The following is a 23,543-nucleotide window of genomic DNA, read 5'->3' on the forward strand; positions in this document are numbered from 1 at the left end:
TTGTTATTTTTCCGCCTTTTCGATGGCGGTACGAATATCTTCCGGAGCCAGATTCGCACTGAGAAACTCCGTAGAAGCCGGTGTATCGATGACGAGTCGTGACACTTTGCCAATCTGGAGGAATCCGGATGAAATACGGTAATCCTGAATGTGGCCGCCGCCTTGACGGTCATCGGTAATGAAATGTTCGTGATAGCCGGGAACATTAATACCAGTGGTGTATTTGGGACTGCGAAATCCAGCGATGACGCCTTGTTTTTGTGTGAAACGGAAGGTGGGTTGTTCTTTGACAACCTCAAGCATCGGCCGGTAGGGTCGGCTTTGTTTGGGCACCGTGCGGGTGCGGACAAAGTCGAAAATGCCATCAATGCGTAATGCACAGAACACATTGTCACTTGGAATCATGTCATCGATCAGCTGATGAACGGTTTCACGAGACATCCGTGATGTCAGTGGTAGCTCGATATTTGCTTTGAAAAAAGTCATCACTGCAAAAGGAGTTCTTTGTGTCATGTCAGCCGGATTGGCTGAGCCATCAGATTTGAGCTGAAAAACGTTCTTATCAAAAGCAATGAGCTCACCATCGAGTTGGTTGAATGTTCCCAAACCAAAATCACCGTGTTCCAGTAGCTGTTCTACGGTTGTCGAGCCTTCGTAAACGCCGGCAATCAGGGCGCTCATCAGCGAAGTCTGAAAAATTTCACCATCATTGGTCACGTGATGATATTCAGCAAATTCTTTCGCTATATCGAGCGAACAGTCACACTGAGGGTTATAGAATCCGCGCATGAGTTAATCCAGTTGTGCAATCAAGTGTATATTTAGATTGACTTCTTTACCGTACTAAATCCAATATAAAAAAGATTTATTTTGATATGGAAAAAATATGGAATTCCGTTACCTGAAGTATTTTGTTGCAGTAGCCCGGACGCGCCATTTTACAAGGGCTGCTGAACAACTTGGGATTGCACAGCCGCCACTGAGTCAGCAGATTAAAAAGCTGGAACATGAATTGGGTGTAGACCTATTTAAACGTCTATCCAGAGGGGTGGAGCTGACTCAGGCCGGGGAAGTGTTTTACGCTGATGCAGTCAATATTCTCGCGGACGCAGAACGGGCAAAAGCGAAAGTCAGGCAGATTGCCCGTGGTGAAAATACAGAAATAAAAGTTGGGTTCGCAACCTCAACTTCAACCTCCACTCGGGTACTGGCAAAAATGAGCCGTCTTCAGAGTGAGGGGATCAACCTGAAGACGGCCGAGTTGCCGATGTCGGATCTGGCTGTTCAGTTGAGGACTAAACAGTTAGACATTGCGATTATGCGCCTGCCTTGTTACGCCAGTGAGTCTTTTGAGCGCCGATTGCTGTTTGATGATCCGTTTGTGGCGGTGATTCCTAATAGTCATGCATTAGCGCAGTTTAAGCGTATCCGGATGAAACAGCTCCGGGAGCAAAAAATTTTATTGTTCCCACGTGAAACCGGACCCGCTCTGTTTGATTGTATGAATACACTTTTCGCAGATGCCGGCATACAGCTCGAACCACATTTTGCCGCACCGCAGTTGCGCACGACGATTGCGATGGCACAGGCCGGGCTGGGCATTGCGATTGTGCCGTATTCACTGGCCGAGCATCTGGATAATTCCGCTGTAGTTGCGAGTATCGAGGATATAAAACTGACCAGCCGGATTGTGGTCGCTTGGGAAGCATCCAATCTCAATAAGCAAGTGCTAAAGGTGGCGGCAAAGATCAGCCAGCCGGACGGGTGATTACAAGGCGGTTATAAAGATTTGGTATGGACGTCGGTGATTCGATGTAGTCGATTCGAAATCACTGGGTCCGGAGACAAAAAAAAGACGTCCTAGGACGTCTTTTTTTTGAATTTGGCTCCCCCTGCGGGACTCGAACCTGCGACATACGGATTAACAGTCCGCCGTTCTACCAACTGAACTAAGGGGGAATCATGAAAACGGGGTGGATGGTACTTATCCTGACTGAATGTGTCAATGTCTGTGTATCAAAAAAAGCTCATAAAACAGCAGAAAAAACACTTTACTTTTTTGTAGCCCTTGCGGCTCTAGGGCTTTATTTACTTATCCACCAATTTTGTGGATAAGTGTGTTGATGAAAGTTGATTAAATCTAAATAAGCATTTTTTTTGAGCAAATCAGGATTGAAATTTGGATTGTTTTTGGCTCTATCTTAATGTAATTAAAGATTTTTTTTATTTATTCACAGCATTTATGAATGTAATGATAATGATAATCAAATGCGTAAATTGTTAATTTATGTGCCGAGATTGGGGAAAACTAGTGGATTGTTTTTTTTGGAAAAAGAATAGATTTTCTCGCGAGGGTAGGCAATATATCAAAACATTTTTCAGATAGCCAGATTATTTTAGGAGAGTGTGATTTGTTTTGTAAAATAACTTCTTGCTACTTCGTTGGGAAGACAGCGACAATAAGAGATATTTCTTTCCACATCTCCTGTTGTGGAAGGAACAGGTAATGACTCAACGAGATGATGCAGAGGGAAAGATGGGTAAAGCATTCGAACTGGTTTCTGCGTATCAACCTTCCGGAGATCAGCCGGCAGCGATTCAGCAATTATTAGACGGGTTGGATGCCGGTCTGGCGCATCAAACATTGCTTGGTGTGACGGGGTCGGGAAAGACATTTACATTGGCGAATGTGATTGCTCAGGCACAGCGCCCGACGATCGTTCTGGCACCAAACAAAACACTGGCCGCGCAGTTGTTTGGTGAGATGAAAGCGTTTTTCCCTCACAACGCGGTCGAGTATTTCGTCTCTTATTATGACTATTACCAACCGGAAGCTTATGTTCCGACAACCGATACCTTTATTGAGAAAGATGCTTCTGTGAATGCACATATTGAGCAAATGCGGTTATCTGCCACCAAGGCGTTACTGGAAAGGAAAGATGCCATTATAGTTGCCTCTGTCTCGGCTATCTATGGTCTGGGTGATCCGGACTCCTATTTGAAAATGATGCTCCACTTACGCCGGGGAGATGTAGTTGATCAGCGGGCAATGCTTAGACGCTTAGCTGAATTACAGTATTCACGGAATGAGGTTGGATTTGAACGGGGTCAGTTTCGGGTGCGTGGTGAAGTGATCGACATTTTCCCGGCTGAATCGGAAAGTGAAGCGGTGCGAGTGGAGATGTTTGATGATGAAATTGAACAAATCAGCTTGTTTGATCCACTGACCGGTGCCGTCATCCAAAAAGATTTGCCCCGTTACACCGTGTATCCGAAAACCCATTACGTCACGCCAAGGGAGCGCATTCTTGATGCGATTGAACTGATCAAAGCCGAACTGAAAACCCGCCAAGCCTACTATATTGAGCATAATAAGCTGCTGGAAGAACAACGTATTTCCCAACGCACGCAATTTGATGTCGAAATGATGAATGAGTTGGGGTTCTGCTCCGGTATTGAAAACTACTCTCGCTATCTGAGTGGCAGAAATGAAGGTGAGCCGCCACCGACCTTATTTGATTATTTACCTCACGATGGCATTCTCATCATTGATGAATCGCATGTGACGGTGCCTCAAATCGGCGCGATGTATAAAGGCGACCGCTCCAGAAAAGAGACGTTGGTTGAATTTGGTTTTCGGTTGCCTTCAGCTTTGGATAACCGACCGTTAAAATTTGAAGAGTTTGAAGCGTTAGCGCCCCAGACGATTTTTGTGTCTGCCACACCCAGTGCTTATGAAGTGGAGAAATCTGGCGGAGATATCGCGGAACAGGTGGTTCGACCCACTGGATTATTGGATCCGGAACTGGAAATTCGTCCGGTTGCCACACAGGTTGATGATTTATTATCTGAAATACATCTTCGCAGTGCGCAAAATGAACGGGTATTGGTGACGACTTTAACCAAGCGGATGGCTGAAGATTTAACCGAATATCTGCAAGAGCATCATGTCAAAGTGCGTTATTTGCATTCCGATATTGATACGGTTGAGCGGGTCGAAATTATTCGCGATCTTCGCTTGGGTGAATTTGATGTGCTGGTGGGGATTAACTTATTGCGAGAAGGACTGGATATGCCGGAAGTTTCTTTAGTTGCGATTCTTGACGCAGACAAAGAAGGATTCTTACGTTCCGAACGTTCTTTGATCCAAACCATTGGACGCGCAGCCCGAAACCTTCGCGGCAAAGCGATTCTGTATGCCGATCGGGTAACCGGTTCTATGCAGCGGGCAATCGATGAGACCAATCGTCGTCGTGAAAAACAGCAGCGCTATAATGAAGAAATGGGAGTTGAGCCTCAAGCATTGCGCAAAGATATCAAAGATATTCTGGAAATCGGGGATATCGCCAAATCAAGACAGAAGCGCAAAGCACCGCAGCGGCCGTTGTCTCAAGTTGCCGAACCAGATTCTGAATACGGTGCTCTCACCCCGCAACAGCTCGAAAAAGAAATTAGTAAGCTGGAATCACAAATGTATCAATATGCGCAGAATCTTGAATTTGAACAGGCAGCGCAAAAACGCGATGAAATCGAGAAACTTCGCGAACAATTTATCATCAACAGCTAAGATAAATGTATAGATAAAAAAATAGCCAATAGAAAGATAATCTATTGGCTGTCAGAATGTGAATAACTTTATTCACTAACAACGTCAGTTGGCTAGGTGACCCATGAGGGTCGATATTACTATGAGCATATACTATGCCAACTTTAGACTGTTAAAATGCTTGTTTTGAGAGGTTGTTTCAAGGTTTTTTGAAAAAATATTTGCAATATGCAATTCTCAATGCGATCATTGTGCAAAATGCAATTTAAGTTGGCTAAGTTATGCAATCTGAACAGTTACCACAAAAAAGTAGATATCTGCTGATGGTTGAAGATACAGCGTCTGTTGCCGTGCTGTATCGAACCTATCTTGAGCCTCTGGATATTGACATCAACATTGTCGGTACCGGGAAAGAGGCGTTAGAAAGTCTTGAAAAAAGAGAACCCGATCTAATTTTGCTCGATTTACGTCTTCCTGATATGACAGGGATGGATGTTCTACATGAGGTGAAACGGAAATATCCTGATGTTCCCGTCATTTTCATGACTGCTCATGGTTCAATTGATACGGCTGTTGAAGCTATGCGCTACGGTGCTCAGGATTTTTTAATTAAACCATGCGAAGCTGACCGATTACGTGTCACGGTGAATAATGCAATTCGCAAAGCTTCAAAAATTAAAAGTGATTCTGATGATCCGCGCAGCCAAAACTATCAGGGATTCATCGGTAGTAGTCAAACCATGCAGGCGGTTTATCGAACCATTGACTCTGCGGCCGCGAGTAAAGCCAGTATTTTTATTACCGGAGAAAGTGGTACGGGGAAAGAAGTGTGTGCTGAAGCAATTCATGCTGCCAGCCGACGAGGCGATAAACCTTTCATTGCCATTAACTGTGCAGCGATTCCGAAAGATTTAATTGAAAGTGAACTGTTCGGTCATGTCAAAGGCGCTTTTACCGGAGCCGCAACCGATCGGCAGGGCGCTGCCGAGCTTGCTGATGGCGGGACACTATTTCTGGATGAGCTCTGTGAGATGGATTTGGACTTACAGACTAAATTGTTGCGATTTATCCAAACTGGTACATTCCAGAAAGTCGGTTCATCAAAAATGAAAAGTGTTGATGTTCGCTTTGTGTGTGCGACAAACCGTGATCCGTGGAAAGAGGTTCAGGAAGGTCGTTTCCGGGAAGATTTGTACTATCGTTTATATGTTATCCCACTTCATTTGCCGCCACTTCGGGAACGGGGTGATGATGTCATCGAAATCGCTTACTCTTTACTCGGATATATGTCCAAAGAAGAAGAGAAAGATTTTGTTCGTCTTGCTGCTGAAGTTGTGGAACGGTTCAGACAGTACGAGTGGCCGGGCAATGTTCGCCAGTTACAAAACGTTTTACGTAATGTGGTTGTATTGAATCAGGGCAAAGAAATCACGCTTAGCATGTTACCGCCACCGTTGAATCAACCGAAAGAGAGCTATCTCCGTTTGGTTCAGCCGATGATGGAAGAAAGGAAACCTTCAGTCCATGAAATCTTTCCCCTATGGATGACGGAAAAAATGGCAATTGAAAATGCGATTGATGCATGTGAAGGAAATATTCCGAAAGCTGCAGGCTACCTAGAAGTGAGCCCTTCAACCATTTACCGTAAATTACAATCTTGGAATGCAGAAGAGAACGCATAGATATGAGTGAAATCATGAATCGAGATACGATTTCGTCATTGTCACAGGAAATCGGAGAGGACAATATTCCCGTGCTATTGGATATTTTCCTTGGTGAATTAGAAAACTATCAGGCGACGTTATCGGAAAGTGAAGGGCCAGAGCGGCATGAGTTGTTGAAAGAGATCAGTCATGCATTAAAAAGTAGTGCCGCGAGTTTTGGTGCTGATCGTTTATGTGCGATGGCGATTGATATTGATACTCGAGGGAAACAAGGATTACTGCTCAATACCAAACAGGAAACACAGAACCTGATCAAACAGCTCCGTGAGACATATACATCTTATATGAGTTTAGTTCAGCATGAATCTTGAAATCCCAATGAGCAATGATGAGCGTGACAGCTCGTCATTGAGCTCTGCTGACACTATTTTTTATACAGCTCGTTGATAAGCTGCTCTTCAATTACCTGTCTTAGTTTTTCCCGCTCGTGACGCCATCCTTTATCCGGGGAGGCAAGGTTACTGGTGATCATCCGACAATCTGTGGGATATTTTTCTGGCGGTGTTTCACACAAAATCAGATCAACCAGTCGTCCGCCACAAGCCCGTTGGCACCAGATGAGTTTTCGGTTGAGATCCATCTTCTGAGCAGGTCCATATTCCGGGGCGAGGTTGTCAATATAAATAAGGACGGCCCGACGGTTTTTCGCAATGGCTTTACCCAATTCAGGAAGTAATAACGGTGGCATAATACTGGTCAAAAAACTACCGGGGCCAAGCAGAATTGCATCTGCGTGAGTGATAGCTTCAACCGCTTCATGAGTTGCCGGTACTTGTGGAGAAAGTTCCAGCCGGATGAGTTCCTCAGTCATTTCATCCACATTGGTTTCTCCTGTGACGATGTTCCCATCAATGGCATGAGCGGTGAGATCTGCCGGGTGTTCTGACATCGGCAGAATATTGATCGATACATTCAACAGGGTTCGAATCAAATTGATCGCTTCAAGTGGTCGGACGGATAGGTTACCCAACGCGGTTAACATCAGATTGCCTAAATTATGGCCATCAAGTTCCCCCTGTCCCCGGAATCGGTACTCAAACATCATCGAAGCGGTCGAGGGTTCGGTAATCAACTGATTGATGCAATTACGAGTGTCACCCCATGCAATACCGCCCTGACAGTGACGAATCCGACCTGTTGAACCCCCGTTGTCAGTCGTCGCAACAATGCCCGTTGCATTTGGGCCAAAATCACGAATGGCAGCCAAAACACGCCCAAGTCCATGTCCTCCACCAATCGCAACAACTTTTTTCTCTTGATAAAGTTTTTTTTGATAAGAATTCATTGTTGTCATTATTTATAAATTAATCACGACTAAGAGTAGTTGAATTTTTTGATCCAGAATACTTCTTCTGTGAAAATTTGACTGGAATCCTCAAATTTTTTGATAAGAAAGTAGGATCTGTTCAAAAAAATTTGTAAACTGAAAAACATGTTAATTGTGATGACACATGTCTCATAGTTGCCATAGCTCCGAGTTTTTCGGGCTAAGTTCCGGATGGAATAGGCTTGTTAAACCTGTGGTCGATGTTGATGACCCGAGGGTGGGATTGGAAATGATCTTGCCTCCCGTGTTTGGAAAGGTGTTCCATGGCTCAATTTGAAGATAACTTTCAGCGTAAATTCTACTATTTACGTCTGTCGTTGACGGACGTATGCAATTTTAAATGTACCTACTGTTTGCCGGACGGATATCAGACTGAGGCTCAGCGTCCCCAGTTTTTATCATTACCGGAAATTCAGCGGGTTATCACCGCATTCGCAAGTTGCGGGACCTCTAAAGTTCGGCTAACCGGTGGGGAGCCGACGCTACGTCGGGATTTTACCGATATCATCCGTCTCGTTTCCTCAACTCCCGGCATTGAACAAGTGGCGATGACCACCAATGGGTTTCGTCTGGCAAAATCAGCCGCGGAATGGCATCAGGCCGGGTTGACCAACATCAATGTCAGTGTTGATAGCCTCGATCCGAGGATGTTTCATCAGATTACCGGTGAAAATAAATATCGACAGGTCATGGATGGTATTGAACAAGCTCTGGCGGTCGGTTTCACTCAAGTCAAAGTGAATGTTGTCTTATTGAAGGGGCTGAATGACCGTCAGTTACCCGCATTTCTGGACTGGATCCGTGATTTGCCCATCCAGCTTCGTTTTATTGAATTGATGCAGACCGGAACCATGGATGATTTCTTCCGTCTGCATCATGTCTCGGGGCAGTCCGTTTATCAGCAACTACTCGGTAAGGGATGGATTTCGAAGGTGCGCGCTTGCCATGATGGACCCGCTAAAGTTTTAGCGCATCCCGACTATCAGGGAGAACTTGGTTTCATCATGCCTTATGAAAAAGACTTCTGTGCGAGCTGCAATCGTCTTCGGGTCTCAGCGAAAGGCAAGCTGCACCTGTGTCTGTTTGGTGAATCCGGTATTGAATTGCGTGATTTACTCCAGCAAGACAAGCAGCAGTCAGTACTGATTGAGCGGATTCAGCAGGCCTTGGGTGAAAAAGCCGTCAGTCATTTTTTACATGATGGTCACACGGGTATGACACCCCACTTAGCATCGATTGGCGGTTAGTCCGTTTTTACAGTCACCAGTCAATCGTATTGAACGGATTGGCCGGAGAGTAAGACGCTGACAATAAACGTCTGTTTCAACGATGGACCGGTGGGGGACGAAAACTGCTCATATGGTGCATCAGGACGACGAATCAATCGATTATCATCAATGATCAAAATAGGTAAATCTCTATGGGACATGCACAAACCGAATTCAGACCAGCCAAGATTGCGGTCTTAACCGTTTCTGATACCAGAACGGAAGAAAACGATACATCCGGTGGTTATCTGGCCGAACAACTTCAGCAAGTCGGCCATCAGCTAGTGGATAAACAGATTGTAATTGATGACCGCTATAAAATTCGGGCGATTGTTTCGCAGTGGATTGCTGATGAAGACGTTCAGGTTATTTTGATCACCGGTGGGACAGGCTTTACTTCACGAGACAGTACACCGGAAGCATTGATACCACTATTTGATAAACAGGTGGAAGGATTCGGTGAGTTATTCCGTATGGTCTCTTATGAAGAGATTGGTACCTCGACAATTCAGTCGCGGGCGATTGCTGGTTTTGCCAACCATACGGTTATTTTTGCGATGCCGGGTTCAACGGGAGCCTGTAAAACTGCATGGACGAAAATTATTTGCCAGCAGTTGGATGCATCACACCGACCATGCAATTTTATGCCTCATTTATAAGCTGTATTGGAGTTAAACATGAGTCAACTCACTCATATTAATACTGACGGTGAAGCCAATATGGTTGATGTTTCCGCAAAAGACGATTCAGTTCGGGAAGCTCGGGCCGAAGCGTTGGTTTACATGGCGGAAGAAACATTGCAATTGATACTTTCCGGTCAGCATCATAAAGGCGATGTCTTTGCAACGGCCCGCATTGCCGGGATCCAAGCCGCGAAACGAACATGGGAACTGATCCCGCTTTGCCATCCACTGTTGTTATCGAAAGTGGAAGTTCGGTTGACAGCAATCGAGACTGAATTGTGTGTCAGAATCGAATCTTTGTGTCGGTTGAGAGGGAAAACCGGGGTTGAAATGGAAGCTTTGACCGCCGCATCTGTGGCGGCGCTGACGGTTTATGATATGTGCAAAGCCGTCCAGAAGGATATGGTCATTGGCCCTGTTCGATTACTGGAAAAATCCGGAGGAAAATCAGGCCATTTTAAGGTGGAATCATGATTAAAGTACTATTTTTTGCTCAAACTCGGGAGCTCGTCGGGCAGGCGGATATGGAATTACCATGTACATTTGCAACCCTTGATGAATTGCGGCGAGATTTGGCGAAACGCTCCGAGAAATGGGCTTTGGCAATGGACTCTGATAGCTTGTTGGCTGCGGTCAATCAAACCATCGTTTCTCTGGATACTGCAATTCATGATGGTGATGAAATTGCATTTTTTCCACCGGTGACAGGAGGTTGATATGGGGTACTCAGTTGCTGTTCAGCAAGATGATTTTTGTATTGACGATGAATATCAGGCGCTGTCTCAGGGAGAAGATGTTGGTGCCGTTGTAACGTTTGTCGGAAAAGTTCGAGACATGAATCTGGGGAGTCAGATCACTGGGTTACACCTCGAACACTATCCGGGAATGACAGAAAAAGCGCTGAATACGATTTGTGAGCAAGCGTTACAACGTTGGCCTTTGCTTGCGATCCGAGTGATTCACCGTATCGGTGATTTGGAGATTGGTGCGCAAATTGTTTTTGTCGGTGTGAGTAGTTACCATCGGGACGCAGCATTTGCTGCCTGTGCCTTTATTATGGATACGCTGAAAACCCGGGCACCCTTCTGGAAGAAAGAAACAACCAATAGCGGAGAACGTTGGTTAGATAGTCGAGAGTCGGATCGAGCGGCTGCTGAAAAATGGCAGTAATTTCCAATAATTATTGTGATTCAACCTCAAGTTCAATGGATTCTATCTTTCTCTAGATATTTTTTGTTTCTCTGTTAACAATGATGAATGAAATTGAGTGATTCTATTTAGCAATTAGCTGAAATTAGTCAACACTTATCTTAAAGGCCCAGATGAAAGGCTTGAAGGAGAGAACGATGGAATCACTCAAAGTTAGACATTATATGACACAGCATTCGATTACCTTTAAAGCTGATATGTCATTATCTGCCGCATTGGAAAGAGTTATTGAGTTTAATGATTTTTTTAGTGGCCCGGTGATCGATGATCATGGCAGAGTGATTGGCTTTTTATCGGAGCATGATCTACTCGATAAATTGGTGAAAGTCAGTTATTTCTGTCAGGACTCTCATATGGTGGGCGACTGTATGACACCTGTGGTTGATACCGTCAGTCCGGATTTACCGATTATAGAGTTAGCAGATTATATGCGTGATGGTCGATCAACTTATCCAGTGGTTGAAGATGGCCGATTGGTCGGTGTGATTAATCGGCGGGCTGTACTCAAAGCGATTAATAAAAATCTACATAGTTGCTTTAAACGTCAGGTATAAATTTGACCTATCGAATCAGTATTTACTTGCATTCAACAAGCCTCGAAATATTATTTCGCGGCTTTTTTTTGTACTCATTAAAGACGTGAGTCACATATTGATGAAATATGATGTTATGTAGATTCATTATGTGTGATCCAGGTTGACACTTATGGGCTAGATCTTGGTTAAAGTGCTGTTAGCATTTCATGATATTGAAGTTTGAGTATTTCAATCAAGATTACAATGAAGGAGACAATAATGTCAGATAAAGTTTTTCATCTCGGAGTCACGCAAGCAGATCTGAATGGTGCGACACTGGCGATATTGCCCGGTGACCCTGAACGCGTTAAGAAAATTGCTGACCAGATGGATTCCCCGGAATTTCTGGCGAGTCATCGTGAATTTACGCTGTATCGGGCAAAAGTTGAGGGTAAACCTGTCATTGTTTGTTCAACAGGTATCGGTGGACCATCCACTTCAATTGCGGTAGAAGAACTGGCACAGTTAGGGGTTCGCAGTTTCTTACGTGTTGGAACCACCGGGGCAATTCAGCCCAATATTCAGATCGGGGATATCATCGTGACGACGGCGGCTGTCCGGTTAGACGGGGCAAGCTTGCATTTTGCACCGATGGAATTTCCGGCGGTGTCGGATTTTGCCGCGATGACAGCATTAAAACAAGCTGCTGATGACGAAGGGGTTCCGGTTCATACGGGGGTTACCGCTTCCAGTGATACGTTCTATCCGGGGCAAGAGCGTTATGATACTTATTCGGGGCGAGTCACACGTCGTTTTCAGGGCTCAGTTGAAGAGTGGCAAGGGATGGGTGTTCTGAATTTTGAGATGGAATCTGCGACATTGTTCACCATGTGTGCCAGTGCGGGCTTACAAGCCGGCTGTGTGGGCGGTGTGATTATCAACCGGACTCTCAAAGAAATTCCTGATCATGCTGTTGTGAAAGAAGTAGAAGCAAAATCGATACGAGTGGTTGTAAAAGCTGCAGCGCTCTTGCTTGCTTGATTCGCACCTAAACTTTTCGGGGCGTCATGTTCGATGACACATGACGCCTGTTATTGGTCTAGGCCGTGAGTAACTTTGGGAGCGGAAGGTACAGTGTCTCAATGAGCTCTCCCAACATATGATCGTAAACATGAGCAATACTCAGCGAAATATCAGCGGTCATCTGATACATGGCTTCGGCACTGATATTGTAGTCAGGGTGTTTACTCACATCGGATAAAATCGTCAGTGCTTTGGTACACGTCGGGGATGAAATCGATAAAGGGCTCACCATTGTCAACTGATTCACTTTTCTCGCGAGTATTTCAGCACAGTGTTGTAAACGCGTTTGTCCTTCGGGTGTGTTCATCTCTTCGATACAGATTCGGAATTGTGTCAAAGCGTCCATCGCATCAATGACTTGTTGCCAATTCATATGATATTCATCACTCAAATCTTCCCGATTGACTTCAACTAACCAAGCCAGCATGACTTCATCCATGAGAAACATACAGTGGCGGATTGCTTTGCCGTGAATCATTTGATTACGGGAAATCGTCCGTTCGGACCAATCCTGTATCAGTGCTTTCAGTTTGAGCTGAAGCACGCGATACATGGGTTTGTTATCAAAATGAGCAATGGAAATGAGGTGAGTGGTTTTATCATTCAGCAGTTCGGCAAGGTGCTCAATTTCAATATCTCTGTGCTCACCAAACATGAGCACATGATGGGTGGCACTCCGGTGTTGGCGGCATAGATACAAAACCTGACGTAAATCAACAAGCAGCTCATACTTACGTTGCAAGGTAGACTCACGTTGTTTGGCAAGATAAAACATGAATCCGAGTATGCCGACGGAAACCAGCATGGAAATAATGACGAACATAACCAACTCCTTGTTTGTGTAGAGATGCCTTGATTTTTATGGTTGTTGAGCCTTGTGCAGAAGAGCGCTGTATGTGCTAAAAAAGCAGCCTATACAATTGAAAGTAAACAAGTCCAACCCACAAAGGTCAAGACACCTTTGTATCTTTATAGCCAAAAACAAGCAGAATTAGTGCCAGATTGTTTTATCTTCAAAATCATCACTTTAACGTTTTATTTACAATTGTATTGCACCGTTATTGTGCATAAATGATGATCTTGGGGAAACGTTGTTTAAGCGTGTAGATGCGTATTGATAAAAAAGGCCTTAACGGTAACCGATAAGGCCTCTCATAGATTGATAATTATATTGATTTACATTACTCGCATGCCCGGTTGAGCGCCTTCATGCGGTTCGAGTATCCACAGATCTTTGCCACCCGGACCCGCAGCAAGAATCATGCCTTCAGACATGCCAAACTTCATTTTCCGCGGCTTCAGGTTGGCAACCATGACGGTATATTTACCGACGAGCTCTTCAGGCTGATAAGCGGCTTTGATACCGGAAAAGACCTGACGAACTTCGCCACCGATATCTAACTGGAATTTAAGCAGCTTATCTGCTTTGGGCACCGCTTCACAAGATAAGATCTTGGCAATCCGTAAATCAACTTTGGCAAAATCATCAAATTCGATTTCCGGGGCGATTGGGTCTTTGCTGAGTTCAGTCTCTTCCTGAGCGTCCGCTTGAATAATCGCTCTCTCGACTGCAACTGCTTCTTTCGAGGCCTCGATCATTGCTTCAACCTGTTTTGGATCGATTCGGCTGAAGAGGGCTTTGAAGGTGGCAATCTCATGATCAACCAAAGGTTGCTGGATGTTATCCCAGCTCAGCTCTTGATTGAGGAATGCTTCACTCCGGGCTGCCAGTGCTGGCATCACCGGTTTTAGGTAAGTCATCAGGATGCGGAACAGGTTCAGACCCATAGAACAGATCGCTTGAAGTTCCTGTTCTTTACCTTCCTGTTTGGCAATCACCCACGGTGCTTTTTCATCAACATATTGGTTGGCTTTATCCGCCAGTGCGGTGATCTCCCGGATCGCCCGGCCAAACTCCCGGTTCTCATAAAGTTCACCGATATGTTCAGCCGCAGCTATAAATGTCTGATACAGCTCTGGTTCGACACATGTTGCTGCCAGTTGCCCCGCAAAACGTTTGTTGATAAAACCTGCATTGCGTGACGCAAGATTGACGATCTTATTGACGATATCTGAGTTCACCCGTTGGGTAAAATCTTCCAGATTCAGGTCGAGGTCATCAATCCGGTTATTCAGCTTGGCAGCGTAATAATAACGCAGACATTCCGGGTCCAGATGGTCTAAATACGTACTCGCTTTGATGAATGTTCCTTTGGACTTAGACATCTTCGCGCCATTCACCGTGACATAGCCGTGAACATACACGTTGTCCGGCTTCCGGAAACCGGCGCCTTCTAGCATGGCTGGCCAGAACAGGCTGTGGAAGTAGACAATATCTTTACCGATGAAGTGGTAAAGTTCAGCCTGACTGTCTTTGTGCCAGTATTCGTCGAAATCCAGATCATCGCGACGGTCACATAGATTTTTAAATGAGCCCATATAACCGATCGGTGCATCGAGCCAGACGTAAAAATATTTACCGGTTTCGCCCGGAATTTCGAAGCCGAAATAGGGTGCATCGCGTGAGATGTCCCATTGTTGCAGACCGGATTCAAACCATTCCTGCATTTTGTTGGCCATTTCTGTTTGCAAAGAACCAGAACGTGTCCACGCTTTCAGCATCTCTTCAAACTGGGGTAAATCGAAGAAGAAATGCTCAGAATCTTTCATGACTGGCGTCGCACCGGATACGGCAGACTTCGGATTGATCAAATCTGTCGGGCTATAGGTTTCGCCACAGGCATCACAGTTGTCGCCGTATTGGTCTTCTGAATGACATTTCGGGCAGGTGCCTTTGACGAAACGATCAGGCAAAAACATTTGTTTTTCAGGATCATACAACTGGGAAATTGTCCGACTCGAAATAAATCCGTTGGTTTTGAGTTGTTGATAAATCAGTGAAGAAAGTTCACGGTTTTCTTCACTGTGCGTGCTGTGATAGTTATCAAAGCTAATATCAAAACCGGCAAAATCTTTCTGGTGTTCCTGACTGACCGAGGCAATCATTTCTTCTGGCGTGATCCCCATCTGCTGAGCTTTCAGCATAATCGGGGTACCGTGTGCATCATCTGCACAGATAAAGTGAATGACATTGCCGCGCAGGCGTTGGTAGCGCACCCAAATATCCGCTTGAATATGCTCCAGCATATGACCTAAGTGGATAGAACCGTTTGCATACGGTAGGGCACAAGTTACCAGAATTTTTCTTGGTTCAGTTGCCATAACTTATCTTTCGCTCTGTCTGTTATACTCGGATGGCCTCAAAATATAGTTGTATGAAAGCTTGGTATGTGATTCTGAGGTTGCCGGAGTGATGTATCAAAAATTTGTGACTGCTAATACTACCTGATGACAGGAATAACGCCAAGGCGTTATTCCTTTATCTTGCAGGGGTTCTGTCTGGTTTACTGTGGTGTTAGCATAGGCTTTTGGCGCTGCCTGATGAACGTGTCATCACAGGTGAGCGTGTCGATTGAAATTATATCCGGTAAAGAAGGTAATCTATGCGGCAGCTTACACCTCCCCAACAACTCTGTGTCTGGTTGAATCAATTCTCTCACCCTTGTCTGCTTTCTGACTGGGCATCCCAGCCGGGGTTGGTTTATACCCATGAAGATGACCACTATCACATTGAAATTCCTTTTGCTGCCAATACGTTGGCGGACGAGTTACGTCAATGGATTGCTGCCCAAACTGAGCGACCAGTCTCGGGTGACATCGATGTGCATATTGTGCCGAAAACCTTACAGACTCAGGTCGCTTCTCCCGTCAAAGGCGTTAAAAATATTATCGCGGTTACTTCCGGAAAAGGCGGTGTCGGCAAATCAACCACGGCGGTGAATCTGGCCTTAGGGCTGGCAGCCTCTCATGCCCGTGTCGGAATTTTGGATGCAGATATCTATGGGCCATCGGTTCCGATGATGTTAGGGACAGTGCATGCTGAACTGGAGGTGCGTGATGAGCGTTGGATGCAACCGGTGCAGGCACACGGACTTTATTCGCATTCGATCGGTTATCTCATGAATAAGGACGATGCCGCAGTATGGCGCGGTCCGATGGCTTCCAAAGCGTTCCAGCAGTTGCTCAATGAAACCGAATGGCCGTCGTTGGACTATTTGGTGGTGGATATGCCACCGGGCACCGGAGACATTCAACTCACCTTGTCACAGCAGATGCCGCTGACTGGCGCAGTGGTGGTCACCACGCCTCAGGATTTGGCCCTCGCGGATGCCCGCAAAGGTGTGGCGATGTTTGAAAAGGTCAACGTTCCTGTGGTCGGATTGGTGGAAAATATGAGTTATCACATCTGTAGTCAGTGTGGTCACCGTGAAGACCTCTTCGGCACCGGTGGGGCAGAGAAAATGGCGCAAGAGTACGGATTGAGTCTATTGGCGCAAATTCCGTTGCATCGACAAGTTCGGGAAGATATTGATATCGGTTGTCCGACCGTTGTCGCGCGACCTGAAAGCGAACATTCTCGTCTTTATCTGGCGATGGCTGAACGGGTTGCCAGCCATTTGTACTGGCATGGTCAGGTGATCCCGGATGCGATCCCCTTCACTAATCTGAACTGAGTTTTGTATTGATTGGACAGAGATTGTCTGCGGTGCAGGCTGCTTTGATGAAAGACAAGATAAATTATGCTTTTTTGCCTCTGTGAATCTGGTATCCGGTGGAGCTTGTCTCTATAATCACGCCGGCTTATCTGGTTTCTTTGTCAAATGTATCGAGTGAACAATCATGTCTGATCACAATCAATGCGTCATTATAGGAATTGCTGGCGCTTCTGCCTCAGGGAAAAGTCTGATCGCGAGTACCATATATCGTGAATTGCGAGCCAAAGTCGGCGATCACCAAATCGGTGTGATTACCGAAGATCGCTACTATAAGGATCAAAGTCATCTGAGTATGGAGCAGCGGGTCAAAACCAACTATGACCATCCGAGTGCGCTGGATCATGATCTGCTATGCGAGCATTTACAGCAATTGGTGCGGGGGGAGTCCGTCGATGTTCCCGAATATAGCTACACAGAGCATACCCGGACAGAAAATACCCATCATATGAATCCGAAAAAGGTGATTATTCTGGAAGGGATTCTGTTGTTGACTGAGCCGCGTCTGAGAGAATTGATGCACGCGACTATTTTTATGGACACTCCGTTAGATATTTGCCTGCTGCGTCGTGTGAAACGTGATGTTGAAGAGCGGGGGCGTACACTGGATTCGGTGTTGAAACAGTATCAGGAAACAGTCAGACCGATGTTTTTGCAGTTTATCGAGCCGTCTAAACAGTATGCTGACATCATTGTCCCACGTGGCGGGAAAAACCGGATTGCCATCGATGTGTTGAAAGCACATATTGCTAAGTTACTCAAATCCTAAGCTGCGCATCGTCACTGACTTTTTGTTGATATCGGAAATGGCACCAAACAGCGTGCCATTTTTTATTCCTACCATATGATTCTTCCCGCAATATGATTCTCAGCGGTGTACAACGGTTGACGGGGGAGGCTGCTATTTCCTCATGGTTTGTCATTTCTTGACATGAAGCTGACGTTGTTGAGGAAGAGACAAAGTGCATATGGTTGTCATTTGATTATAAAATACCTATCTTAAGAAACATTCTTATCTGTCAATGGTCTTAGTTTTCTCTAAGTGATTAGAAAAATAAGTGTTCAGGAAAATGCCAATGAAAAAATTGTTCCTTGTGATTGTGATAATTTGTGTTGTGATTGCTGCCGGCATCGTCACATTAGTCACGGTAGTTGACCCGAATCAGTTTAAGCCGCTGATTGTCGAACAAACGAAAAAAGCAACGGGGATGGATGTTGTGATTGGCGGTGATATCCGCTGGCAGTTTTTTCCTGCAATTGGTTTTCAGATCGATGATGTATCTCTCAAAAATCCGGCAGGCTTTCAACGACAGAACTTCCTACACGTATCACACCTTTCCATTAATGTGGCAGTGATGCCGTTACTGGATAAAGAGCTGGACATCGGCAGTGTCAATCTGGACGGTGCTGATATTCAGATTGAAACATTACGCGACGGCACCACCAATGTAGACAGCCTGTTGAGTCAACAACAAACAACACAGCAATCCGATGTGGCGCAGCAGACTGAGACTGCCGCTGATGCGCAAGCGCAGACCGATACGGCTTCATCTGCGACAGATGCGCAACCATGGAAAATTCGCGTGGCCGGTGTGGATATTCGTGAGGCTCGCGTCTCTGTGCTCAATGAGGCTCAGCCTGAAAATCAACTGGCGCTGAACGATGTGAATCTGACCATCAGTGCTTTTGCCCCGAACCAGTGGACGACATTTTCTTGGTCGATTCAGGGGAAACGGGCTGTGCAACAGTTCTCGGCTGCGGGAGAAGGAGAATTTCGCTTATCCGATGATTATCGCAGCTACGCACTACGCCAGATAGCTGTGAAGGGGAGTTATCAGGATAAAACCAACGATGTGCGTTCTCTGACGCTGTCTTTACCGCAGTTCGAGATCGGTCAGGATGCACCGTTTGAGGTGGCTGTTGCCGGTAAACTTGCTGATAATGAGGTTGATTTTACCGGGAAAGGCACATTGAATCTGGATCAGCACTATCAGCAAATCCGGGTCAGCGGGTTGGATACTCAATTGAAGTTGACCGGAGCACAGCTGCCGATAAGCCCGTTACCCGTTGCTTTACAGGGAAACCTTCTGATGAACCTGCCTGCGAATCAACTGGCGCTAAGCGATTTAAAACTACAAGTGGCGGATGTGGTACTGCAAGGTAAGACGTCGCTCCATTTGGGAAGTAAACCAGCTATTCGCTTCCGGCTTCAAGGGGATCAGATTGATCTCAGCCCGTTTTTACCGCCTGCGACAGAAACTGCTTCGTCATCGCAGGATGCGCCATCCGCTCAAGCTTCGGTCGTGGCAGATTCGACTACGCAAGCACCGCAAACCGCGTCGAGTCGAGAGCCAGATCTGACAGCTCTCAAAACATTTGATCTCGATGGCACATTAAATATTGCCGGGCTGAAAGCACAGAAACTGATGCTCAATAACTTAGGGATCAAAGTCAGTCTACGGCGTGGTGTTCTGACACTGTCTGAGCTACAAGCCGATTTATATCAAGGTCATTTGCAAGGCAAAGGGGTGCTCAATGCCAGCGTGACACCGGCGACTTATCAGATGCAGCAATCCTTGCAAGGTATTCAGATTCAACCGGTGCTGAAAGCGCTGGCTGATAATGATCGCCTCGAAGGGAAAGGGTCTGTCGAACTAGACCTGCGTGGCCAAGGGTTGAGTGAAAAACGCCTCAAAGAGAACGTTGCAGGCACAGTGAAAGTTCAGTTACAGGATGGTGCTGTCAACGGTATCAATATTGCTCAGGTCATTCGCCAAGGCTATGCAAAACTGAAAGGAAAACCGTTAGGTGACACCGAAGGTGTGCAGAAAACGGACTTTAGTGCAGCCAGTACGACTCTCCATTTAAATCAAGGTGTAGCGACCATCAAAGAGAGCACGTTGCAGTCCCCGTTATTACGTGTCCATACCAAGGGCGATGTGAATTACGTGGCGCAAACGGTGGATGTGGTCATCCATACATCGATTGTCGGGACGTTGAAAGGTCAAGGCGGCAAAGATATCAATGAACTGAAAGATGTCACCATTCCGATACAGGTGAAGGGAAGCTGGACCCAGCCTAAATATAAGTTGGTGTTTGATGATGTCGCGAAACAAAAAGTGCAAAAAGAACTCGATAGAGGTTTGGAAAAACTGGATGGAAAAATTAAAGATGAGAACACCAAAAAAGCGCTGAATAAGTTGCTGAAAGGACTGTTTTAGCCGAGACAAGCCGGTTATTCCGATGATTGCAAGCTACGATAAAAATACAGGGACAGATGTATGCCTGTCCCTGTTGTATGGCGTCTTTGGGTCAGAAAAGCGGGCAGTTTACCAGTCGATCCCTTGTTGCGCTTTCACGCCGGCCTGAAAAGCGTGTTTGACATTTTTTACTTCAGAAACGGTATCTGCCAGATCAAGCAGTTCCCGATGGGCGCCACGACCCGTAATAATGACAGTTTGCATCGGCGGACGTTGTTGTAGTGCCGTGAGAACCTCTTCCAACGGGACATAGCCATAACTGACCATGTATGTGAGTTCATCTAACAACACCACGTTGAGCGTTTCATCTTGCAGCATCTGCTGGCATTTTTCCCACACGGCCTGTGCGGCAGCAGTATCTGTCGCTTTGTTTTGAGTTTCCCAAGTGAATCCGGTTGCCATAACATGGAATGTAACGCCTAATTTTTCCAGTAGGTTCCGTTCTCCGTTATCCCATGTCCCTTTAATAAACTGCGCAACGCCGCACTTCAGCCCGTGTCCGACGGCTCTGGCAACTGTGCCGAACCCTGATGTTGACTTGCCTTTGCCATTACCGGTAATCACGATCACAATCCCGCGTTCTTCGGTTGCTGATGCAATTTTCGCATCCACTTTTTCTTTGATTCGTTGCTGGCGAGCCTGATAACGATCAGATTGGTTATTTTCATGTGACATAATGTCAGATTCCTATTTCATGGGCGCAATAACAGTATCATAGCGTAATGCTGCGACAGCAAAAACCACAGCTTGAGTATGGTCAGGGCAAACAGATTGAGCAATTGGCAAATTTGGGAATTAGGTTGAAACCTGCTAAGTTGATCGAAGTATGATTGAATGTATAAACGTTATTTGTCAAAAGTAATCCACATAAAGGACAGTCCATGAGTCAACGTAAACCATCCATTCTGGTAGTCTGTATGGGCAACATTTGTCGTTCTCCGACCGGAGAAGCGGTGCTCAAAGCAAAAGCCGCGCAAATGGGAATCGCCGTTGATGTCGATTCTGCCGGCACCATTGCCTATCATCAGGGGAATCCTCCCGATACCCGGGCCAGAATAGCCGGTGAAAAACGTGGGTATGATTTTACCGGAATGGCCGCCAGACCAGTGACAAGTGATGATTTCGCGTGTTTTGATATGATTCTTGCAGCGGATCGTGACAACCTTGCTGATTTACAGGATAGATGTCCCGCTCAGTATCAGCATAAGTTATCGCTGTTTCTCAGTCATGGTCAGTCAGCAGCAGAAGAAATCCCAGACCCTTATTATGGGGGTGATGATGGCTTTGAACGCGTGTTAGATTTGTTGGAAGAGTCGGCAGACGCGGTGTTAAGAAAATTATAATCCGTCATCGATAAAAAATCCGCCTCTTGGGCGGATTTTGCATTGATAACAGCAAACAACTTCTGCGCTTAGAAGCTCCGGCTGTATTGGACTCCCAGCAGAACTGCGTCAGCATGTGTAGTCCCGGTGATCTTGCCAAATTTTTTATTATCTTCAGTGACGGATACATCTTCACCGATTAAGTAGGTGAAGCCAAAATCGATATTCGATTTTTCATCCAGATGATAAGTGAAACCGGCAGAAAGCCACTGACGATCTGAGTCAGGTACAGAGATCGAGCGGACATTGTCTTGGGCACTGGTGTCATACATATACCCGGCGCGTAGCGTCCATGTCTGGTTCAAGAAGTAGGTGCCCCCCAGAGAGTAATGCCAGCCATCTTTCCACTGATATTGGTTAATGATGCCACTGGTATCGGCTGCGAGCACATCGAATTCAGACCATTTAATCCACTGAATACTATAGTGAACTGCGTAATCGTCATTCAGACGATGATAACCGGAGAATTCGGCAAAATCAGGCAGTGGCATCACGACCGTATCAGAGATACTGCCACTGGCTTGGGAGTACTTTACAGATTCTACATCGCCATCAGCTTTGAGGTCCGGGCTATAGTGATAATCGACACCGAAACGGTTGTTCTCATTATATTCGTATACGGCACCCAAGTTATAGCCGACAGCCCAGCCGTCCGCATCAAGGTCAGTACCGACACCTGAGCTCAAGTTGAGTGCTTTCACCGCAACTTGTGCCTGAGGGCTTAACGGGCGTTTAAACTTACCTTGCCCGTAGATCAGATCCAAACCGGCACCAATACTCCATTGTTCATTGATTCGGTAGGAGCCGACGACACCGAAGTTAAAACTTTTCACGTCGGTCTTACCACCGAATTCATAGCCGGCATAATTACTATCAAATTCAGTCTTGGTCCCGAAGTTAGAATAGGCGTTGAGCCCCCAGGCAAATTTTTCATTGACCGGGACTATGAGATAGATATTCGGGGCAAACGATGTGTCACCGGCATCTGAGTAGTTGGCACTCGTTTGCGTTTTGGCGATGTTATTGGTATAGGTCGCATCGTCCACATCAATCAGTGTGGTGATACTTTCAACACCGAGTGAAAGGGAAACATCATCAAACAGAGCCATGGCGGCCGGGTTTTTCGCAATCACAGAGGCATTGTCTGCAATCACGGCATCACCGGCAAAAGCACGACCGAGCCCGGTGGCTGATTGTGCGTTAAGTTGGAAACCTGCGGCAAATGACTGCTGAGCGGTCACTGATATTGCCACTGCGATCAGGGTTTTCTGAAACAGGCGCGTGTTGTTCATAAGATAAATTTCCTTTTTTAACGGTCTCTAAATGGACCTTGTTCAGCAAATATCCCTATTATTAGAGCATTTACTTAGTTGGCGGCTGATACTAGTGACTAGTGTAGGGCATAGAAATCCGACCAGTTTAAATTCATGATGTAAAATTACCGAACTGGTAGCTATATAGCATGAATTTGGGCAAAAAAGTCTCTTTTTAGAGTTTATGCTCTATCAAGTTCAGGCGGTTTAATCATCAATTTGTCATATTTTTAGTGTTGAATGATAAGGTTATACTGATGGATATATCACACCGAGCGGAGACGTTGAGCAATTCATATCTGTGGTAAACTTCCATACATTTTCGGGGGTTTTTGCGTGCTTCGGAAAGAACTTAGGCTATTTTTCTGTAAATCAAAACAAAATTGATCTATTTCAAAAATTATTCACAGAAAGTCTTTATAGTAGCTCATGTCATCTGGTTAGCCGTCAGGTTAACATGTTGAGCAAGATGACACTTCCTTTTGAAGGCTGACTTTACTTTCTCCTAATCAGGAAACTGATTTTTCAATTGGCGTAAGTTAATTGCTTTATACATTCCAACCACACAGTTTTGTGTGGTTTTTTTTTGCTTCTATATCTGCTTTGATTCCCTTCGTGAT

The 23,543-nt window shown here is 45.7% G+C and carries 22 protein-coding genes, 1 tRNA gene and 1 riboswitch; of the genes, 15 read left to right on the forward strand and 8 right to left on the reverse strand.

Annotated features, from left to right (window positions below):
- Positions 1 to 3: 3 nt before the first annotated feature.
- Positions 4 to 789, reverse strand: a complete 786-nt coding sequence (gene budA / locus VRK_RS04710) for an acetolactate decarboxylase (RefSeq protein ID WP_059120317.1) — start codon at positions 787 to 789, stop codon at positions 4 to 6.
- Positions 790 to 886: 97 nt separating this feature from the next.
- Between budA and VRK_RS04715 the strand changes: the two genes are divergently transcribed.
- A complete protein-coding gene (locus VRK_RS04715) occupies positions 887 to 1,768 on the forward strand; it encodes a LysR family transcriptional regulator (RefSeq protein ID WP_059120318.1) in 882 nt (293 codons plus the stop codon).
- A gap of 115 nt (positions 1,769 to 1,883) precedes the next feature.
- Here VRK_RS04715 and VRK_RS04720 read toward each other — a convergent pair.
- A tRNA-Asn gene (locus tag VRK_RS04720) sits at positions 1,884 to 1,959 on the reverse strand.
- 577 nt (positions 1,960 to 2,536) lie between these two features.
- Between VRK_RS04720 and uvrB the strand changes: the two genes are divergently transcribed.
- From uvrB to luxU, 3 genes are all read left to right on the forward strand, one after another.
- Positions 2,537 to 4,567, forward strand: coding sequence for an excinuclease ABC subunit UvrB (gene uvrB, locus VRK_RS04725; protein ID WP_059122648.1), 2,031 nt, complete (start codon positions 2,537 to 2,539; stop codon positions 4,565 to 4,567).
- Between the two features lie 260 nt (positions 4,568 to 4,827).
- Positions 4,828 to 6,228, forward strand: coding sequence for a quorum-sensing sigma-54 dependent transcriptional regulator LuxO (gene luxO, locus VRK_RS04730; RefSeq protein ID WP_059120319.1), 1,401 nt, complete (start codon positions 4,828 to 4,830; stop codon positions 6,226 to 6,228).
- Between the two features lie 14 nt (positions 6,229 to 6,242).
- A complete protein-coding gene (gene luxU, locus VRK_RS04735) occupies positions 6,243 to 6,581 on the forward strand; it encodes a quorum-sensing phosphorelay protein LuxU (protein ID WP_231735737.1) in 339 nt (112 codons plus the stop codon).
- A 53-nt stretch (positions 6,582 to 6,634) separates the two neighbouring features.
- Here the strand turns inward: luxU and yvcK are convergent, their stop codons facing one another.
- Positions 6,635 to 7,555, reverse strand: coding sequence for a uridine diphosphate-N-acetylglucosamine-binding protein YvcK (gene yvcK, locus VRK_RS04740; RefSeq protein WP_059120321.1), 921 nt, complete (start codon positions 7,553 to 7,555; stop codon positions 6,635 to 6,637).
- A 174-nt stretch (positions 7,556 to 7,729) separates the two neighbouring features.
- A riboswitch (molybdenum cofactor riboswitch) is annotated at positions 7,730 to 7,872 on the forward strand.
- On the opposite strand from yvcK, the gene moaA reads away from it, so the two are divergent.
- On the forward strand, positions 7,861 to 8,844 hold the full coding sequence (moaA, locus tag VRK_RS04745) for a GTP 3',8-cyclase MoaA (RefSeq protein ID WP_059120322.1): 984 nt from the start codon (positions 7,861 to 7,863) through the stop codon (positions 8,842 to 8,844). (Overlaps the previous riboswitch by 12 nt.)
- 20 nt (positions 8,845 to 8,864) lie before the next feature.
- Here the strand turns inward: moaA and VRK_RS20850 are convergent, their stop codons facing one another.
- Positions 8,865 to 9,026 carry a hypothetical protein gene (locus VRK_RS20850; protein ID WP_157371852.1) on the reverse strand — a complete coding sequence of 54 codons (162 nt, stop codon included), beginning with the start codon at positions 9,024 to 9,026 and terminating at the stop codon, positions 8,865 to 8,867.
- Here VRK_RS20850 and moaB point away from each other — a divergent pair.
- The 6 genes from moaB to udp all read left to right on the forward strand — a co-directional run bounded on the left by moaB (position 9,018) and on the right by udp (position 12,313).
- Positions 9,018 to 9,524, forward strand: coding sequence for a molybdenum cofactor biosynthesis protein B (gene moaB / locus VRK_RS04750; protein ID WP_059120323.1), 507 nt, complete (start codon positions 9,018 to 9,020; stop codon positions 9,522 to 9,524). The two genes, VRK_RS20850 and moaB, sit on opposite strands and share 9 nt — an antisense overlap.
- 18 nt (positions 9,525 to 9,542) lie before the next feature.
- Entirely contained in the window at positions 9,543 to 10,022 is a 480-nt protein-coding gene (gene moaC / locus VRK_RS04755) for a cyclic pyranopterin monophosphate synthase MoaC (RefSeq protein WP_059120324.1), read from the forward strand.
- Positions 10,019 to 10,264, forward strand: a complete 246-nt coding sequence (moaD, locus tag VRK_RS04760; protein WP_059120325.1) for a molybdopterin synthase sulfur carrier subunit — start codon at positions 10,019 to 10,021, stop codon at positions 10,262 to 10,264. Before moaC ends, moaD begins: the two co-directional genes overlap by 4 nt.
- Before the next feature lies 1 nt (position 10,265).
- Complete coding sequence (gene moaE / locus VRK_RS04765) at positions 10,266 to 10,718, forward strand: molybdopterin synthase catalytic subunit MoaE (RefSeq protein ID WP_059120326.1); 453 nt, start codon at positions 10,266 to 10,268, stop codon at positions 10,716 to 10,718.
- 176 nt (positions 10,719 to 10,894) lie between these two features.
- On the forward strand, positions 10,895 to 11,311 hold the full coding sequence (locus VRK_RS04770; RefSeq protein WP_059120327.1) for a CBS domain-containing protein: 417 nt from the start codon (positions 10,895 to 10,897) through the stop codon (positions 11,309 to 11,311).
- A 240-nt stretch (positions 11,312 to 11,551) separates the two neighbouring features.
- Positions 11,552 to 12,313 (forward strand): uridine phosphorylase, encoded by a 762-nt coding sequence (gene udp / locus VRK_RS04775; protein ID WP_059120328.1) that lies wholly within the window; start codon positions 11,552 to 11,554, stop codon positions 12,311 to 12,313.
- Between the two features lie 58 nt (positions 12,314 to 12,371).
- Here the strand turns inward: udp and VRK_RS04780 are convergent, their stop codons facing one another.
- Both VRK_RS04780 and metG read right to left on the reverse strand, forming a co-directional pair.
- Positions 12,372 to 13,178 (reverse strand): hypothetical protein, encoded by an 807-nt coding sequence (locus tag VRK_RS04780; protein WP_059120329.1) that lies wholly within the window; start codon positions 13,176 to 13,178, stop codon positions 12,372 to 12,374.
- A 353-nt stretch (positions 13,179 to 13,531) separates the two neighbouring features.
- Positions 13,532 to 15,577, reverse strand: coding sequence for a methionine--tRNA ligase (metG, locus tag VRK_RS04785; RefSeq protein ID WP_059120330.1), 2,046 nt, complete (start codon positions 15,575 to 15,577; stop codon positions 13,532 to 13,534).
- A gap of 281 nt (positions 15,578 to 15,858) precedes the next feature.
- Here metG and apbC point away from each other — a divergent pair, with 281 nt between their 5' ends.
- From apbC to VRK_RS04800, 3 genes are all read left to right on the forward strand, one after another.
- Positions 15,859 to 16,929 (forward strand): iron-sulfur cluster carrier protein ApbC, encoded by a 1,071-nt coding sequence (apbC, locus tag VRK_RS04790; protein WP_059120331.1) that lies wholly within the window; start codon positions 15,859 to 15,861, stop codon positions 16,927 to 16,929.
- Positions 16,930 to 17,095: 166 nt separating this feature from the next.
- Complete coding sequence (udk, locus tag VRK_RS04795; protein WP_059120332.1) at positions 17,096 to 17,737, forward strand: uridine kinase; 642 nt, start codon at positions 17,096 to 17,098, stop codon at positions 17,735 to 17,737.
- A gap of 307 nt (positions 17,738 to 18,044) precedes the next feature.
- The gene (locus VRK_RS04800; RefSeq protein WP_059120333.1) at positions 18,045 to 20,189 is read left to right on the forward strand and encodes an AsmA family protein; all 2,145 of its coding nucleotides are present in this window, start codon (positions 18,045 to 18,047) and stop codon (positions 20,187 to 20,189) included.
- Between the two features lie 108 nt (positions 20,190 to 20,297).
- On the opposite strand, the gene cobO is transcribed toward VRK_RS04800, so the two are convergent.
- Entirely contained in the window at positions 20,298 to 20,903 is a 606-nt protein-coding gene (cobO, locus tag VRK_RS04805; protein ID WP_059120334.1) for a cob(I)yrinic acid a,c-diamide adenosyltransferase, read from the reverse strand.
- A 206-nt stretch (positions 20,904 to 21,109) separates the two neighbouring features.
- Here cobO and VRK_RS04810 point away from each other — a divergent pair, with 206 nt between their 5' ends.
- Positions 21,110 to 21,571 (forward strand): low molecular weight protein-tyrosine-phosphatase, encoded by a 462-nt coding sequence (locus VRK_RS04810; RefSeq protein ID WP_059120335.1) that lies wholly within the window; start codon positions 21,110 to 21,112, stop codon positions 21,569 to 21,571.
- 68 nt (positions 21,572 to 21,639) lie between these two features.
- Here the strand turns inward: VRK_RS04810 and VRK_RS04815 are convergent, their stop codons facing one another.
- Positions 21,640 to 22,902 carry an outer membrane protein transport protein gene (locus tag VRK_RS04815; RefSeq protein WP_059120336.1) on the reverse strand — a complete coding sequence of 421 codons (1,263 nt, stop codon included), beginning with the start codon at positions 22,900 to 22,902 and terminating at the stop codon, positions 21,640 to 21,642.
- Positions 22,903 to 23,543: the final 641 nt, after the last annotated feature.

This window comes from Vibrio sp. MEBiC08052 (assembly GCF_001506075.1).
In the GTDB taxonomy this organism is placed as follows: Bacteria; Pseudomonadota; Gammaproteobacteria; order Enterobacterales; family Vibrionaceae; genus Vibrio.